Genomic DNA, 17,334 nt, shown 5'->3' with positions numbered 1-17,334 from the left:
GCAAAATTAATGGATTCACAGGTAACCGGTGATGATAAGTAGTAATGTTTGTTTAAAACCTGCCAGGCTGGCAATCTTGATCGCGGTCGCTTTAAATGGTTTCATTCCGTTTGCCAGCGCCCGCGACTATTTTAACCCTGAATTGCTGGAGCTTGATAACCCCACGGGCGGTAAAATCGATCTTACCGCTTATGAATCTGGTGCGCAGGCACCGGGGACCTATCACGTTGATATCGTGCTCGATGAACAGCTCGTTGATACCCGTGATATAGAATTTATAGCCGTAAAAGATAAAGATGGGGATGCTACGTTACAGCCCTGTATCAGCGCGGAGTTATTGAAAAGTTGGGGTGTGAAGACGGAACTCTTCCCCGATCTTTCACCAGATTCAAAATGCGCCAATTTGGCAGCCATCCCACAGGCTTCCACTGATTTTCAATTCAGTACTCAGAGACTACTTGTCAGTATTCCGCAGGCGGCTTTGATACCGCAGGCGAGAGGCTATGTTTCTCCCGATAAATGGGACGAAGGGATAACGGCCATGTTGCTTAACTACAGTCTGAGCGGTGCCAGTAATCGGGGACGTGGCAGTAACAGTTCCAATGACAATACTCAATATGCCAACCTACGTCCGGGTATTAATATTGGACCATGGCGCCTGCGCAACTATACAACCTGGAACCGTGACAGCAACGGTCAGGATAAATGGGATACCGTTTATACCTATGCTCAACGCGATATTATTTCGTTAAAAGCGCAGCTCACTGCGGGTGATAGCTCCGCGCCTGCTGATGTTTTTGACAGCATCCCGTTCCGGGGGGCTCAACTTGCCTCAGATGACGATATGTTGCCCGATTCCTTAAAAGGATATGCACCGGTGGTACGTGGCATAGCCCGTACTAATGCGCAGGTGGTCATTCGACAGAATGGTTATGTTATTTATCAGAGTTATGTCGCACCCGGTGCCTTCGAGATTACGGATATGTACTCAACTGGCGGAGCGGGTGATCTTTATGTCACCGTTAAAGAAGCTGATGGTAGCGAGCAGCATTTCACCGTACCTTTTGCGTCACTGCCAGTGCTCCAGCGTGAAGGCCGTTTGAAATATGCTATTACCGGTGGTCAGTACCGTTCCTATGACAACAGCGTAGAAAAGACACCCTTTTCACAGATGACAGCCATCTATGGTTTGCCAAAAGGCTTCACCCTGTATGGCGGTCTCCAGGAATCGAGCAAGTATCAGTCTCTCGCAACTGGACTTGGCAAAAATATGGGCGACCTGGGCGCGGTGTCTGTAGACGTGACCCAGGCCTGGTCAAAACCGCAGGATGAAGCAAAAACCAGCGGTCAGTCCTGGCGAGGGCGCTTCAGTAAGAACTTCGCTGAGACCGGGACTAACTTTGCTATTGCCGGCTATCGCTATTCGACCAGCGGTTATTATGGGATGCAGGAAGTGCTGGATTCGTATAGCAACAATTACGCACTGATTGACCGCCGCCGTAACCGTATGGAGTTGACGATGAACCAGACACTCGGTGCTGACTTCGGCTCACTGACGCTGGGGGCGGTGCGTGAGGATTACTGGACGTCAGGCAAAACGATGCAATCCATCAGTGCAGGCTATAACAACTCCTGGAATGGTGTTAACTACGGTATCACTTACACCTACAGCAAAAATGGCGCAGCGGATGGCTACAGTGAACAGACTCGCTACGATAAAGATCAGCAGATTGCACTAAACATCAGTATTCCGTTAGAGAAGTTCCTCCCGGGGACATGGGCAAACTACGGCATGAACGCCAGTAAGATGAGTGGCACAACGCACACCGTGGGTCTCAACGGTGTGGCGCTGGAGAACAACGCGCTTAACTGGAGCGTTCAGCAAGGTTATGGCACGGATAATGTCGGCTATAGCGGCACAATGAATGCCGATTATAAAGGGACATATGGTGAAGTCACCGCGGGTTACGGTTATGACCGTAATAGCGATCGCCTGAACTACGGCTTACAGGGCGGTATTCTGGCTCATGCTGATGGGGTGACGCTCTCCCAGCCGCTGGGAGAAACTAACGTACTGATTAAAGCACCGGGCGCCAAAGGCGTAGGCGTTCAGAACCAAAGCGGGGCGAAAACGGACTGGCGAGGTTATACCGTTGTCAGTAACGTCACTCCTTTCCGCAAAAATGACGTGACGCTATCTCCTGATTCTATGCCGGATGACGTCGAACTGGACCTGACAACCAAAACCGTTATTCCAACCCGAGGCGCAATTGTTCGGGCCGACTATGTGGCGAGTGTGGGAATGCGCGCATTATTAACTCTGAAACAGACAAACGGGGAACCCGTACCTTTCGGTGCCATCGTGAGCTCTGCAGGAAACAGTGAACAGGGTGCAATAGTCGGGGATCAGGGACAGGTTTATTTAACGGGTTTACAAGGTAGCGCAGACCTGAGCGTGAAATGGGGCGATGAAACATCACAGCAATGCCGGGCGAGAGTCAATATTCCTGAGACTGCACCAAAAAATGGGATTGCGTCCCTTAATGCGATCTGTAGATAAATTTAACGCACAATAAAATTTTATACTGGATTAATTATCAGTATGAATTTACATCTCAGTAATGGTAGGAATATGAAATTATCATTCAGAATATTATTTATATTTCTGACGCTCGCGTCGGGTTATAGCTATGCGGGTTGTAGCAATTTAATTTCTTCTGCAACCCTTAACTTTGGCAATGTGATTGTTCAGCGGGATGCGCCTTCTAACTCGGCGATCAGTGGGCTAATTTATGGAGTGCAACAGGATGTTGCGACATGTGTTGACCCTAGCGGAACAGGTGTAGCGAATGGAATTGTTTCTGTTTTAAGTACTGCAGGGTCCTATAATGGTAATGCAGTTTTTAATACTTCACTAAACGGTATTGGTATTTCCATGGGGGTCTACGGTGGATTTTACGCCGGTCAGTATGATCAGCCTATGCTTGCGGGCACCACTTACAGAAGCGCAGGGTGGTCATCGGGACCTCCAACCCGTACCTGGACCTATCAGCCCTATATACAATTTGTAAAAACGGCCGCATTAGCGACCTCAGGTTATATTAATCAACAAATAGCTTACTATCGCCCTGAATATGGCTCTACTAATTTTATGGCGGGTGTCAATTCTGGAGTTATACCCCTATATATATCAGGCACTGTAACGGTAGTGGCATGTTCTATAAGCACGCCAAATTTAACGTTTCCTATTGGAGATGTACCTGTTTCTTCTTTTGGAAGCACAGTCGGAACTACCCCAGCGGTTGCTCAGAACACACAGAATCTGGGATTAAATTGTGATGTAGGTGCAAATATTAACGTCAGCCTTTCAGGTACCCAGAATCCCGATATAAGCGATAGCAGCGTTTTGGCTCTAACCGGACAGGGGGGGGCAGGGGTGGCAAAAGGTGTGGGTGTGCAAATTGTCTATAACGGTGCGCCACTGATGCTGAATAACCGAATTGTTCTCAAGACATCCTCGGGTGGACAGGAAACGTTCCCGCTGACGGCGCGTTATTACCAGACAAGAACAACAGTATCAACAGGTACGGCTAATGCATCAGCAACCCTGAATTTAACGTATCAATAAGAAAGAAGAGAGACTCATGAATAAACATTATTTAAAAACCCTGGCGATTGGTTGTTTCTCTTTAAGCATGCTGGCGCATGCCGCTGATCCCGTCACACTGAATATTACGGGAAATATTATTGCCTCCCCTTGCCAAATCAGCAGCGATAGCGTCACAAAGGCGATAGATTTAGGGCAAAATATCCAGGCGTCATCGCTACAGGCTGCGGGCGCGTCCAGTACATGGGTACCCTTTACGATTAACCTTACCTCCTGCCCGGCAGGGACCACCAAAGCAATAATGACCATGCACGGAGCGGCGGATCCTGCACGGCCGGCAGATCTGTATCTTAGTACTGGCACAGCAACCAACGTTTCAGTCCAACTGCAAATGCAAAGTGGGGAACCAATGGGTGACGGCAAGTCCTATGCGGGGAATATTTCCAGCAATGCATATTCTTATAATATGCAGGCACGCGCTTATTCCGTGAGCGGCGGGGCTACACCTGGCACTATTAGTTCAGTCGTGACGGCAACGTTTGTCTATCAATAGTTATCAGTTCTTCCTGTCTGGTAGCCAAGTTTAGTCGCACCATATCAACACTTCATAACCGCATGAGAAGCTTGTAAAGGGGCGCGTCACGATCTTTTAGCGCTTCTTATGCGATATGGGGTTTAAATACAATGGGTGATCTATTTTTTATTCCTATTATTACGGGACGATTTTCCTAAAATTAATGATTGTGCTTGTTTTAATCACAAGTGTGATCTGGTGTTTTATTCCTGAATAAGACGTGGCATGCTGATGTAAGGTTTTTTATGATTAGTGCTCTTCGCTTTCAGCCAATTTTTTCCGTTAGGCAGCTAAACATTTTAGGCTATGAGGTCTTAAGCCAGCTCAAAAGCTCAGTGGACAACGAGATTTATTTCAGTGCGCTGGATATTCCAGCGCACATTACTCTTTTGGACAAACAACTTACCATTTTGAATCAACTTGATGATAATGAAAAATATTATATAAACCTGCCTGTTTCAATGCTGTGCAACGTAACGGCAATTCATTTTATATTAAGTTATTTAAATAAAAATATCATCATTGAACTTCAGGATCCTGCTAATCTTGATAAGCTTAATGGTTTCGAACGCATGGCGTTGATGAGCAATCTTCATCTTATTCATTCGAATGGATTTGAAGTATGGATTGACGATCTCACACCAGCACTATTACGGGTGCTATCATCTTTTATTTTTGCATTTGATGGGGTTAAAGTGGATAAGAATTTTTTCTGGCAGCAGTTAGAAAATCCGAGCTTATTGCGTTCCTTTGTTTACTGTTCTAGTCTGTTAACTAACAATATCCTTATTGAAGGAATAGAAACTATCGAGCACTACAATATAGCCATTGAGTGTGGCGCAACGCATTTACAGGGTTATTTGTGGCCAGAGCATCACTATACCTTACCATTGGTAGTGGGATGATTTTATGATGAATGTTGTGATTAACGATAAGGACTTATTCTTTCGGTTTGGGCTGCTTAAACTTCTTCAGCAAATTTTCTCCCTTGCAGAAACGGATTACATTGTTAGTGATAAACTGGATGCAACGACAGTTCATGACGTTGACGTTATTGTTATGAATTTTTCGGTAGGCGAAACGGTTATTTGTCATCAGGTTCTCAAAAAAAGGAAGAAAAAAAGTTTATTGATAGGCATCTATCCGGAGAAAAAAAATCCTCGGTTCGCAAGACTACCGTTGTGTGTCAAGAACAGTGTTTTTATTGCTCGTGACGATTCTATCAAAGCGATCACAGACAAAATTCATTTTGCTGCTAAGAGTCTTACCGTGTCGCGAGAAGGGGAGTATGCCTTTAGCTGTTTAGACTGCGCGTGTAGAGTGTTGTCGCCACAACAAATGAAAATTGCTGTTGGGTTTTTCCATGGACAAGATACGAAACAGATTGCGAAGGTGTTAAGTATCAATGCCAAAACAGTCAGTGCCCACAAGCGACAGATCATGCAAAAGTATGATCTTGACTGTGATTTTGAGCTGCTGACTCTCCTGAATCGAATGGGGCATCAACAGAATATGCGATATTTATTTAGTGAGCGATTAATCTTCATTGTGTAGCATTGTCAGGGATGACATGCACGTAATCCGTCCTGCTCGAGTATGCATTAAGTTAACAGCAGTACGGGTAGGTCAAGGGCATCCTGGCTGGACAAGGGGCAGTATGCTCTGGCTAAACAGGGCGTGAATACGCTGCTCCAGCGCCTTAATTTTCATAGCCATTCAGCCGTCCGGGTGTTTAAGCGGTTATAATAAAAAATAAAAACTTTGCTTAAAAAAATTTTCTGTGCCTAAATAGCGTCATCGGTTTGGAATACAGACCTTATAAAAGCAGTTTAGTAAAGCAGTCCTCAGTTCAGGTGTTATCAATAGATACTCTTCTTCGTGAGCCTCCTCCTAAGTGCCAAATAAGTTACTCTCTAAATACAGGCCATCATCGCCGCGCTTAGTGGCTCAAAAAATAAGGAATTATCTATGTCTAATAAAATGACTGGTTTAGTAAAATGGTTTAACGCTGATAAAGGTTTTGGCTTTATCACGCCTGACGACGGCAGCAAAGATGTATTCGTACATTTCTCTGCTATTCAGAGCGACAGCTTCAAATCGCTTGATGAAGGCCAGAAAGTGTCCTTCACCATTGAAAATGGCGCTAAAGGCCCGGCAGCGGGTAATGTTTCTCCGCTGTAAGTCGCGCTTGTTATCAATGACCCTTACGATATCGATGAAGACGCGAGTCTGAGCAGTTAAGCTTCACTGATAACAAAAAAACCCGCCGAGTGCGGGTTTTTTTATGGCTCCAGGAAAATTGTTATTCTGTTTTGCCGACCTGTTTTCAGAGACAATTATCCTTCACCCGGAGGCGGGATGCGGTCCCGAAGGCTGTATTCCTGTGATAAACGCCAGAAATCATGACCAGCCGGATGCTGATATAAGCGGAGCGAGAATTGACTGGCGACAGCGGTGATGTATTCAAATATCGCTGACTGGGTATTTTCATACTCCATCCACAGTACGGATGAGGTAAAACAATAAATTTCCAGGGGAATACCCGACGGCGTAGGCTTTAGCGTTCGCACGACAATATACATTTCTTTGATAATATCAGGCCGATCGGCGAGCCATGCCATCAGGTAGTGCCGAAAAAGCGTTAAATTTGTCAGGCCATTATCCATAAACCAACTGTCCGGAACGCCCATGGGATCACGCCCGTCGATGAGCTTTGCCAGCGGTTCATTCGTGCCGCGCAGGGCCAGCATCGGGGCCAGCGTTTCCTGAGTGAGGAATTTAACTGAGTGCTGATCGATAGTGGTGCTGCGCATAATCCGGCGCGCCCCTGACGAAAACATGGCCTGCCAGTTGGTATACGTTTCGGTCAGGAAGTTTTTGGTCGGGATACGCGAGATTGTGTTATCCCAGTTACGGATGGTAATGGTGTGCAGCGCTATGTCGGTCACTTCGCCACTCAGGTTCTTATCGGGCATTTCAATCCAGTCCCCCAACTGCAGGACATCATTTGACGAAAGCTGGATATTGGCCACGAGCGAAAGCAGGGTGTGCTGAAAGACTAACATCAGTACGGCTGCTACGGCCCCGAGGCTGGAAATAATGATCGCGGGGGATTTATTCGACATGACGGCAAGGATCATGATCGCAGCGATGATGTGGATAAATATTTTCCCTATCTGAATATAGCCTTTGATAGAGTGATTTTTACGCTTCGTCTTGCGTAAATAAGAGCTGTTGACAATATCCAGCATCTCATTGAAGAAAACCGACAGAAAAATAAAGAATAAAATCCCACAGATGGTATTTATTGCCGTCACCAGCGATGCCGGCATATTGGGCATAAACTGCAGGACGTAATAAACGATAATAACCGGAATGAAATTCGACAGCTTCTCGGCAATACGACGATCTTTTTCCAGCGGGACATCCTGTTTATGGCTGGAAAAGAAGACCTTACGAACGATTTTTATGAGCAGGAATTTGCACATCAGGTGCGCAAAGAAACCAGAGATGACCAGCAGAATAAGATTAAATCCAATGGCCAGAGCCGGATTGCTTTCTATGAATGTTAATAAATAATCCAAGTACATCACCGCTTATCGCCTGAATCGTATGCCATTTTGTATTAACCTCATTCAGGAGATAAATACAAATATTTAACCAAATCATATAATGGCATATCCGGTACAGGCAAGTCCACGACCTGAATCCTAAGCCGCACCGAGCTATTTTGTTGCGGTCAGAAACTTTATTTTCAAATTCGTTCCAGTCGATAAAAGCAGGCGAATGTGCGTGGCAGTGCCCAGAATGGCGGCGCTAAAGAAACACCGTCTGGCGGCGAAGCCAGACGGTGGAGAGGTTACGCTTTGCGCGTTGCCGCTTTCATTGCGCTGACAAAGGTTTTCAGCTCAGCCAGCATTTGCTCTGGCTTGTCCACGTTCTTCTCAATGATTTTAACGATAGCGGAGCCTGAGATTGCACCGGCTGCGTTAGCGTCAATCGCCGCGGTGACCTGGTCGGGAGATGAAATCCCAAAGCCCTGCAGTGGAGGCGCAGCATGGTACTCAGCCAGCTTTTCGACCAGATGATGCAGAGGCAGCGCCGCTTTGTTCTCCGCGCCGGTTACACCCGCACGGGAGAGCAGGTAGGTATACCCGCGACCATAGGAGGCAATCTGGCGCAGCAGTTCATCATCGGCGTTTGGCGGGCAGATGAAGATAGGTGCCACGTTATGGCGCATCGCCGCCTGACGGAACGGCGCAGACTCTTCTACCGGTACGTCTGCCACCAGAACGGAGTCGACACCCACGCGCGCGCACTCGGCGTAAAACTCATCAATACCACGGTTAAACACCAGGTTGGCGTACATCAGCAGGCCAATCGGGATCGTCGGATGCTTCTGGCGGATCGCCGCCAGCATCTCGAAGCACTGAGTGGGCGTCACGCCTGCGGCAAACGCGCGCAGGGTGGCGTTCTGGATGGTCGGGCCATCCGCCAGCGGGTCAGAGAACGGAATACCCAACTCCAGCGCGTCGGCACCCGCTTCAATCAGGGCGTCGATAATCTTCAGCGACTGCTCCGGACCAGGGTCGCCCAGCGTAACGAAGGGAACGAACGCGCCTTCCTGGCGGGATTTCAGTTCGGCAAATGCATTATCGTAGCGTTCCATCAGATTTCCCCTCGTGCTTTCAGAATATCGTGAACGGTGAAGATGTCTTTGTCACCGCGACCGGACAGGTTAACGACCAGCAGTTGCTCTTTTTCCGGGTTCTCTTTCATCATTTTCAGCGCGTGCGCCAGGGCGTGGGAAGACTCCAGCGCCGGGATAATCCCTTCGCTGCGGCACAGCGTTTTGAAGGCTTCCAGCGCTTCGTCATCGGTAATAGAAACATAATCCGCGCGACCCGTGCTGTTCAGATACGCATGCTGGGGTCCAACTGACGGAAAATCCAGGCCCGCAGAGATAGAGTAGGACTCTTCAATCTGGCCTTCCTCGGTTTGCATCATTGGCGATTTCATACCGAAGTAGATCCCCACGCGGCCATGCTTCAACGGTGCGCCATGTTCACCCGATTCAATACCGTGACCGGCAGGCTCGACGCCAATCAAACCCACGCGGGTGTCGTCGATGAAATCAGCAAACATGCCGATGGCGTTAGACCCGCCGCCGACGCAGGCGATCACCGCATCCGGCAGACGACCTTCTTTTTCAAGGATCTGCGCTTTGGTCTCTTCACCGATCATGCGCTGGAATTCGCGCACGATGGTCGGGAACGGGTGCGGACCCGCCGCGGTACCGAGCATGTAGTGCGCGGTTTCGTAGCTGCCAGACCAGTCGCGCAGCGCTTCGTTACAGGCATCTTTCAGCGTCGCGGAGCCGCTGTGCACTGGGATCACTTCCGCCCCCATCAGGCGCATACGGAACACGTTCGGAGACTGACGCTCAACGTCTTTCGCACCCATGTAAATGCGACATTTCAGGCCCAGCAGGGCGCTGGCGAGCGCAGAGGCTACGCCGTGCTGGCCTGCACCGGTTTCAGCAATAATTTCGGTTTTCCCCATACGCTTCGCGAGCAGCGCCTGGCCGAGAACCTGGTTAGTTTTATGTGCGCCACCGTGCAGCAGATCCTCACGCTTGAGATACAACGTCGTGTTTGTGCCTTCGGTCAGGTTGCGACATTTCGTCAGCGCTGTCGGACGGCCCGCATAGTTTTTCAGCAGGTCGGTAAATTCCGCCTGAAATGCCGGATCTTTCTGCGCACTGACGAACGCCTCTTCCAGCTGGCGCAGGGCGGGCATCAGGATTTGCGGGACGTACATCCCGCCGAACTCACCAAAATACGGGTTAAGTAATGTCGTCATCTTCTCTTCCTTAATATGCACGCAGAGTGTTAAAAACCGAGGCCAGTTTGCTGGCATCTTTAATACCCGGTTGTGACTCTACGCCTGAATTGAAATCGAGGCCTGCGCAGCCCGCTTTGGCAGCTTCCACGCAGTTATCCGGGCTTAATCCACCCGCCAGCAGGACGTTGTCCAGCTTTTCGCCATTTAGCAGTGACCAGTCAAAACGCTGACCCGTACCGCCCTGGCCGTTGTCGAGCACATATTTATCAACATGATTCAGGTTACGTGCGGGCAGGGTGGTACCCACGCTTTGCGCTTTCCAGATCTGCACCTGAGGGGCGAGGTCTGCACGCAGCTTATCGATGTAGGCTTGATCCTCATCGCCATGCACTTGCACCGCACTCAGGGATAACGTTTCGGCTTTTGCCACGACGTCTGCGATATCCGCATTACGGAACACGCCCACATAGCTAAGTGGCGCTGCTGCGATCACATTGCGCGCCTGTTCCTCACTGACGGCACGAGGCGAGGCGTCAACAAAGATCAGGCCGCCGTAAATGGCCCCCGCGTCATACGCCGCCAGGGCATCCTGTTCGCGAGTTAAGCCACACACTTTGTTTTCACCGAGCAGGACGCGACGCACCGCGGCGTTAAGGTCGTCATGTTCCATCATGGCGGAACCAATCAGGAAACCGTTGGCGAAGTGGCTCAGCTCGCGCACCTGAGCGTAGCTGTTAATGCCGGATTCGCTGATTACCGTGACGCCAGAACCCAGACGCGGCGCAAGCTGGCGCGTACGGTTCAGGTCAATCGACAGGTCGCGAAGATCGCGGTTGTTAATGCCGACCACTTTAGCTTCCAGCGCGATGGCGCGCTCCAGTTCTTCTTCATTACTTACTTCGGTCAGCACGCCCATGTTCAGACTGTGCGCTACGGCAGACAGCTGGCGATACTGCTCGTCGTCAAGTACCGAGAGCATCAGCAGGCAGGCGTCAGCCTGGTAAAAACGCGCAAGCCAGATCTGATACGGGTCGATAATAAAGTCTTTGCACAGGATCGGCTGCGGCGCGATGCCGCTGACGATGGGCAGAAAATCGAAGCTGCCCTGGAAATATTTCTCATCCGTCAGCACGGAGATGGCTGACGCATGATGCTTATAAATACCGGCGATACGCGCCGGGTCGAAATCGTCGCGAATAACGCCTTTTGACGGAGAGGCCTTTTTGCACTCCAGAATAAAGGCGGTGCGTGCGCCCTGCAGGGCGTCATAGAAACGACGGCTGCTGGGAACAACATCATTCTGGAAACTGGCAAGCGGCTGCTCTGCTTTGCGGGCTTCCACCCAGATGGCCTTATCGGCAACGATTTTCGCTAAAACGGTCTGCATTCTTTACCCTCTTGCCGCAAGTGCGGTAACGCGATCGTAAGCTGCACCGGAGCGCAGTACATCCAGAACTTTTTGGGCGTTAGCCTTCAGGTCTTCCTCACCGTGCAAACGCATCAGCATGGCGACGTTGGCTGCCACGGCGGCCTCATGCGCGGCCTCACCTTTACCTTGTAGTAAGCGCGTCAGAATGTCACGGTTTTCTTCTGGCGTGCCGCCCGCCAGCGCGTCCTGATGATAGGGTGTTAAGCCGAAATCAGACGCCTCGAGCTGATAGCTAAGCACTTCGCCGTTGTTCAGCTCGGCTACAAGCGTCGGTGCATGGAGAGAAACTTCATCCATACCGCCGCTGTGTACCACGGCGGCACGCTGGTAACCCAGGACGCGCAGCGTCTCGGCAATCGGCAGGACCAGCTCAGGGCTGTATACGCCAATCAATGCCAGCGGCGGATGGGCCGGGTTAATCAGCGGACCGAGCACGTTAAAGAGCGTGCGGGTTTTAAGCTGCTGGCGCACCGGCATCGCATGGCGGAACCCGGTGTGGTACTTCGGCGCGAACAGGAAGCAGACGCCCAGGTCATCCAGCGCTTCGCGGGAACGTTCGGCATTCATGTCGAGGTTAATACCGAACGCGGCCAGCAGATCGGAGGAGCCAGACCGACTGGAAACGCTGCGATTACCGTGTTTCGCCACCTTCATCCCGCATGCCGCCGCCACAAAGGCGCTGGCAGTCGAAATATTGATACTGTTGCTGCCGTCGCCGCCGGTGCCGACGATATCGGCAAACGGATAGTCCGGGCGCGGGAACGGGGCGGCATTTTCCAGCAGGGCCGTGGCGGCACCGGCGATCTCCTGCGGGCTTTCGCCGCGCACTTTCATGCTCACCAGCGCCGCGGCCAGCTGTTCAGGCTTCAGCTCGCCACGCACTACAGCGGAGAAGAGCTGGTGGCTCTCCTGCTGGCTAAGGGTCTGCGCCTGGTACAGTTTCTCCAGAATCGGTTGCAGGGTATTGGTCTGCTCCAGCTTCTGTAGCGCCCAGTCGAGGGTCTGCTCCAGCAGACGAGCACCGTGTGATGTCAGGATCGATTCCGGGTGGAACTGCATGCCGCAGACGCGATCCGCGTCGTGACGTACCGCCATCACCATCCCTTCAAACGAGGCATTAATCGTCAGCCCGGCGGGAATATTACTCCCGACCAGCGAGTGATAGCGCGCAACCGGAAGTGGATTCGGTAACCCGGCAAACATCGCCTGGCCGTCATGTTCAATGCTGGAGGCTTTACCGTGCAGGATCTCGCCCGCCTGGCCGACATAGCCGCCGTAGGCTTCAACGATCGCCTGGTGACCGAGGCAGATGCCGATAATCGGTAGCTTGCCGCGCATGCGGGTCAGCAGCTCCGGCATACAGCCTGCTTCGCTTGGCGCGCCCGGACCCGGGGAGAGCATCAGCACCGGGTTTTGCATGGTCGCCAGACGGTCAATCAGGGTCTGCGCCGGTACGTGGTTGCGGTAAATAACGACGTTATGGCCATTCGCACGCAGCTGATCTGCCAGGTTATAGGTAAAGGAGTCGATATTATCGAGCAGCAGAATGTCAGCCATCAGAAAATCTCCTGTGCATGATGTGCGGTAGCAATGGCGCGCAATACCGCGCGAGCCTTACTGCGGGTTTCGTCAGCTTCAGACTGCGGAACAGAGTCGAGAACAATCCCGGCGCCGGCCTGGACGGTGGCAATTCCGTCTTCAACGTAGGCAGAGCGGATCACGATGCAGGTATCGAGATCGCCGTGGGCGGTGAAGTAACCCACCGCGCCGCCGTAGCTGCCGCGACGACGACCTTCGGCAGCGGCAATCAACTGCATCGCACGCACTTTCGGCGCGCCGCTCAGGGTGCCCATGTTCATGCAGGCCCGGTAGGCGTGCAGCACATCGAGGTCGCTGCGCAGTTCACCCACCACGCGGGAGACCAGATGCATGACGAAGGAATAACGGTCGACTTTGGTCAGATCAGCCACGTAACGGCTACCCGGCGTGCAAATACGCGCAAGGTCGTTACGCGCCAGGTCAACCAGCATCAGATGCTCGGAGAGCTCTTTGTGGTCAGTACGCATTTCCAGTTCTATGCGGCTGTCGAGATCGCGATCCAGTGAACCGTCGGCACGACGGCCGCGGGGGCGGGTGCCCGCAATTGGGTAGATCTCAATCTGGCGGCTGGTAGCGTCGTATTTCAGGGAGCTTTCCGGTGACGCACCAAACAGAGTGAAATCATTGTCCTGCATAAAGAACATGTAAGGGCTCGGGTTACTCTTTTTCAGCACATCGTACGCTGCCAGCGGCGACGGGCAGGGGAGAGAGAAACGACGGGAAGGCACTACCTGGAAAATTTCCCCGGCGCGAATCGCTTTTTGCATCTGGCGAACCACGGCCCCGTACTGATCGTCGGTCTGGTTAACCTCACACGTCATCTGCTCGACGCGCTGTACCGGCAGCGCAGGGGGCGCCTCCGTCATTTGCTGCTGGAGTTGAGCGATGCGATTTTCGAGGCGCTCTTTCTCAGCCGCGGACGGCGTGAACAGGCTGGCCTGGATGCGGGTGTATTTTTTCTGATGGTCGATCACCAGCAGGGTCTCGGCCAGATAGAAGCAGTAATCCGGGCAGCGGTTACCCTGCTCGGTTTCCGGCAAATCTTCAAACCCGGCGACCAGGTCATATGCAAACAGCCCGCCGAAGAACATCGCTTCACGCTCATCTTCCGGCACGGTGACCAGATTTTGCAGCAGGCGGAAAGCGTCGAAAACGGACAGCGAGCAGAGGCGGGCATCTTCGTCCAGCAGCTGGCTTACCGGAGGAAAATGCAGAATTCGCTGGTCCGGGTGACGTTTATTCTCGATGCCCGCAGGCAGGGCAGCATCGAGCAGCGGCAGCAGCGATGCGCCATTGTCAGAAAGTGCCTTGATGGTGACAGTGTCACCTAACGCGGTAATGCGCAGCGCGCTGTCGACCAGCAACAGGCTTTTAAGATCGTCTTTGCTGTCGATATCTGCAGACTCCAGCAGCAGCGTTGCCGGACGTGCGCCGCACACCTGATGAAACAGCGCGGTCGGGTTGTGGCGATAGGCCGCCTCGCAGGTCAGCAGGTCGAGATGGGGTTTGGCTGTTTGCATGTTGTTGTTCTCATTTATTCTGTTCAAAAAAAAGCCCGCTGGGTAGCGGGCTGGGTATCTGTTTGCATTTCGCAGACGCGTGACACTGCCCGAAAATCAGGAAGTGCGCCACCAACCGTGCAGAGTGAAATGTGCTGTCATTTTCAGATACCTTTCTCGTGTGAACTTGCGTACTAGTTAACTAGTTCGATGGCGAGTTGTCAACCCTTGATTTCAGAATTTCGCGTTAAGTCGGTATCATGGCGGTTTCGGATGTCTCCAACCTGTTATGGGAAGTGCTTTGAGCGATACCACCTACGCCATTATTTATGATTTACACAGCCATACGCAGGCTTCTGATGGTCTGCTGACACCCGAAGCCCTGGTTCATCGCGCGGTTGAGATGCGCGTCGGCACGCTGGCGATAACCGATCACGATACCACTGATGCCATTCCGGCAGCGCGCGCTGAGATTGCCCGCAGCGGGCTGGCGCTGAATCTGGTCGCCGGGGTTGAGATCTCAACCGTCTGGGAAAACCATGAAATTCATATCGTTGGTCTGAACATCGATATAGAACATCCGGCACTTGTAACGTTTTTGCAAGAACAAAAAACGCGCCGCAACCAGCGAGCGGAGATGATCGGCGAGCGTCTGGAAAAGGCGCATATTCCGGGCGCGCTGGAAGGGGCACAAGCGCTCGCGAACGGTGGGGCAGTCACGCGCGGTCATTTCGCCCGTTTTCTGGTTGAAGCGGGCAAGGCAACGACCATGGCGGATGTTTTTAAAAAGTATCTGGCGCGCGGGAAAACCGGATACGTTCCGCCACAGTGGTGTACAATAAAACAAGCTATTGATGTGATTCATCATTCTGGCGGTAAGGCCGTGCTGGCCCATCCGGGGCGGTATAATCTTTCTGCTAAATGGCTGAAAAGACTGCTGGCACACTTTGCTGAATGCGGTGGCGAGGCGATTGAAGTCGCCCAGTGTCAGCAGGCACCCAATGAGCGTGCGCAGCTTGCGACTTATGCTCGCCAGTTCGGCCTGTCAGGGTCGCAGGGCTCTGATTTCCATCAGCCCTGCGCGTGGATTGAACTGGGGCGCAAGCTTTGGTTACCGGCAGGCGTTGAGCCGGTCTGGCAGCTCTGGGAACAGCCGCAGCAAATTGAAGAGAGGGAAGTATGAGTCAGTTTTTCTATATTCATCCGGATAACCCGCAGCCACGTCTGATCAATCAGGCCGTGGAGATCGTCCGCAAAGGCGGCGTGATTGTTTACCCGACCGATTCTGGCTACGCGCTGGGCTGCAAAATTGAAGACAAAGGGGCGATGGAGCGTATCTGCCGTATTCGCCAGCTTCCGGACGGCCATAACTTTACGCTGATGTGTCGCGATCTCTCTGAGCTGTCGACCTATGCGTATGTTGATAACGTGGCGTTTCGCCTGATTAAAAACAACACGCCGGGTAACTACACCTTCATCCTGAAAGGGACGAAAGAGGTTCCGCGCCGCCTGTTGCAGGAAAAACGGAAAACCATCGGGATGCGCGTGCCCTCCAACCCGATTGCGCAGGCACTGCTGGAAACCCTCGGCGAACCGATGCTCTCGACTTCGCTGATGCTGCCGGGAAGTGAGTTTACCGAGTCCGACCCGGAAGAGATCAAAGATCGTCTGGAGAAGGTGGTTGAGCTGATTATTCACGGCGGCTATCTTGGTCAGCAACCGACCACCGTGGTCGACTTAACCGAAGATGCGCCAGAAGTGATTCGTGAAGGCGTGGGCGATGTTAAGCCTTTCTTGTAGAGGTGTAAGCAGATATACTACGCGGCCATCAAAGCAGGGCCAGGCCCTCTTTTGACCTGATTCGACGCCTGTGAAGGCGACACCTGAGGAAGCTCAATGAGCGAGAAGTTACAGAAAGTGCTGGCGCGCGCCGGCCACGGTTCGCGCCGTGAAATCGAAGCCATTATTGAAGCGGGCCGCGTGAGTGTGGACGGTAAAATCGCCACGCTGGGTGACCGCGTAGAAATCGTACCGGGGCTTAAGATCCGCATCGACGGTCATCTTATCTCCGTGAAAGAGTCTGCTGAACAGATTTGCCGCGTGCTGGCTTACTATAAGCCGGAAGGCGAGCTGTGTACCCGCAACGACCCGGAAGGTCGCCCGACGGTGTTTGACCGTCTGCCTAAACTGCGAGGTGCGCGCTGGATTGCCGTGGGTCGTCTGGACGTTAACACCTGCGGCCTGCTGCTATTTACCACCGACGGTGAGCTGGCAAACCGTCTGATGCACCCAAGCCGTGAAGTGGAACGTGAATATGCCGTGCGTGTCTTCGGCCAGGTTGATGAAAATAAACTGCGCGACCTGTCGCGTGGCGTTCAGCTGGAAGACGGTCCTGCAGCATTCAAAACCATCAAATTTACCGGTGGTGAAGGGATTAACCAGTGGTACAACGTCACCCTGACAGAGGGGCGTAACCGCGAGGTGCGTCGTCTGTGGGAAGCGGTAGGGGTTCAGGTTAGCCGCCTGATTCGCGTTCGTTACGGTGACATTCTGCTGCCAAAAGGTCTGCCGCGTGGCGGCTATACCGAACTGGATCTGACCCAGACCAACTACCTGCGCGAGCTGGTGGGGCTAACGCCGGAAACCACCTCAAAAGTGGCGGTGGAGAAAGATCGTCGTCGTATGAAGGCGAACCAGATCCGTCGTGCGGTGAAACGCCATAGCCAGGTGAACAGCAGCAACCGTCGCTCTGGCAGCCGGAATAACAACGGTTAATCTTAAA

Annotated in this window: 16 protein-coding genes and 1 other annotated feature; of the genes, 9 read left to right on the top strand and 7 right to left on the bottom strand. The window is 52.1% G+C overall.

Going from position 1 to position 17,334, the window contains the following annotated elements; translation table 11 throughout:
* Positions 1-31: 31 nt before the first annotated feature.
* The 6 genes from L3068_RS12890 (at position 32) to cspE (ending at position 6,362) form a co-directional block, all read left to right on the top strand.
* Positions 32-2,560: a fimbria/pilus outer membrane usher protein gene (locus L3068_RS12890; protein WP_045270030.1), complete on the top strand. Its 2,529-nt coding sequence runs from the start codon at positions 32-34 to the stop codon at positions 2,558-2,560.
* A 72-nt stretch (positions 2,561-2,632) separates the two neighbouring features.
* Positions 2,633-3,628, top strand: a complete 996-nt coding sequence (locus L3068_RS12885) for a fimbrial protein (RefSeq protein WP_072051714.1) — start codon at positions 2,633-2,635, stop codon at positions 3,626-3,628.
* A 16-nt stretch (positions 3,629-3,644) separates the two neighbouring features.
* A complete protein-coding gene (locus L3068_RS12880; protein ID WP_117580297.1) occupies positions 3,645-4,160 on the top strand; it encodes a fimbrial protein in 516 nt (171 codons plus the stop codon).
* Between the two features lie 266 nt (positions 4,161-4,426).
* On the top strand, positions 4,427-5,086 hold the full coding sequence (locus L3068_RS12875; RefSeq protein ID WP_236904720.1) for an EAL domain-containing protein: 660 nt from the start codon (positions 4,427-4,429) through the stop codon (positions 5,084-5,086).
* Positions 5,087-5,090: 4 nt separating this feature from the next.
* The gene (locus L3068_RS12870) at positions 5,091-5,735 is read left to right on the top strand and encodes a helix-turn-helix transcriptional regulator (RefSeq protein ID WP_117580293.1); all 645 of its coding nucleotides are present in this window, start codon (positions 5,091-5,093) and stop codon (positions 5,733-5,735) included.
* A gap of 414 nt (positions 5,736-6,149) precedes the next feature.
* Positions 6,150-6,362 (top strand): transcription antiterminator/RNA stability regulator CspE, encoded by a 213-nt coding sequence (gene cspE, locus L3068_RS12865; protein ID WP_014884103.1) that lies wholly within the window; start codon positions 6,150-6,152, stop codon positions 6,360-6,362.
* A gap of 155 nt (positions 6,363-6,517) precedes the next feature.
* Here the strand turns inward: cspE and L3068_RS25440 are convergent, their stop codons facing one another.
* The 7 genes from L3068_RS25440 to trpL all read right to left on the bottom strand — a co-directional run bounded on the left by L3068_RS25440 (position 6,518) and on the right by trpL (position 14,714).
* Entirely contained in the window at positions 6,518-7,771 is a 1,254-nt protein-coding gene (locus L3068_RS25440) for a mechanosensitive ion channel family protein (protein WP_417299365.1), read from the bottom strand.
* A 269-nt stretch (positions 7,772-8,040) separates the two neighbouring features.
* Positions 8,041-8,850, bottom strand: coding sequence for a tryptophan synthase subunit alpha (trpA, locus tag L3068_RS12850; protein ID WP_014884101.1), 810 nt, complete (start codon positions 8,848-8,850; stop codon positions 8,041-8,043).
* On the bottom strand, positions 8,850-10,043 hold the full coding sequence (gene trpB / locus L3068_RS12845) for a tryptophan synthase subunit beta (protein WP_014884100.1): 1,194 nt from the start codon (positions 10,041-10,043) through the stop codon (positions 8,850-8,852). The genes trpA and trpB overlap by 1 nt, the downstream gene beginning before the upstream one ends.
* A 10-nt stretch (positions 10,044-10,053) precedes the next feature.
* Complete coding sequence (gene trpCF / locus L3068_RS12840) at positions 10,054-11,412, bottom strand: bifunctional indole-3-glycerol-phosphate synthase TrpC/phosphoribosylanthranilate isomerase TrpF (RefSeq protein WP_117580289.1); 1,359 nt, start codon at positions 11,410-11,412, stop codon at positions 10,054-10,056.
* Positions 11,413-11,415: 3 nt separating this feature from the next.
* Positions 11,416-13,011: a bifunctional anthranilate synthase glutamate amidotransferase component TrpG/anthranilate phosphoribosyltransferase TrpD gene (gene trpD, locus L3068_RS12835; protein WP_014884098.1), complete on the bottom strand. Its 1,596-nt coding sequence runs from the start codon at positions 13,009-13,011 to the stop codon at positions 11,416-11,418.
* Entirely contained in the window at positions 13,011-14,573 is a 1,563-nt protein-coding gene (locus L3068_RS12830) for an anthranilate synthase component 1 (RefSeq protein ID WP_023330555.1), read from the bottom strand. Before L3068_RS12830 ends, trpD begins: the two co-directional genes overlap by 1 nt.
* Positions 14,574-14,598: 25 nt before the next feature.
* Positions 14,599-14,693: a sequence feature (Trp leader region), on the bottom strand.
* Positions 14,670-14,714, bottom strand: coding sequence for a trp operon leader peptide (gene trpL, locus L3068_RS25335; RefSeq protein ID WP_106993556.1), 45 nt, complete (start codon positions 14,712-14,714; stop codon positions 14,670-14,672). (Overlaps the previous feature by 24 nt.)
* 139 nt (positions 14,715-14,853) lie before the next feature.
* Here trpL and rnm point away from each other — a divergent pair, with 139 nt between their 5' ends.
* From rnm to rluB, 3 genes are all read left to right on the top strand, one after another.
* Entirely contained in the window at positions 14,854-15,735 is an 882-nt protein-coding gene (gene rnm, locus L3068_RS12825; RefSeq protein ID WP_117580287.1) for an RNase RNM, read from the top strand.
* Positions 15,732-16,352 (top strand): L-threonylcarbamoyladenylate synthase, encoded by a 621-nt coding sequence (locus L3068_RS12820; protein WP_003856793.1) that lies wholly within the window; start codon positions 15,732-15,734, stop codon positions 16,350-16,352. Before rnm ends, L3068_RS12820 begins: the two co-directional genes overlap by 4 nt.
* Positions 16,353-16,448: 96 nt before the next feature.
* Complete coding sequence (rluB, locus tag L3068_RS12815) at positions 16,449-17,327, top strand: 23S rRNA pseudouridine(2605) synthase RluB (RefSeq protein ID WP_014884095.1); 879 nt, start codon at positions 16,449-16,451, stop codon at positions 17,325-17,327.
* Positions 17,328-17,334: the final 7 nt, after the last annotated feature.

Origin of the sequence: Enterobacter cloacae complex sp. ECL414 (genome assembly GCF_021869685.1) — a bacterium.
GTDB classification, from domain to species: domain Bacteria; phylum Pseudomonadota; class Gammaproteobacteria; order Enterobacterales; family Enterobacteriaceae; genus Enterobacter; species Enterobacter kobei.
The sequence above is the reverse complement of the archived record's forward strand: the minus strand, read 5'-3'. Positions and strand labels throughout refer to the sequence as shown.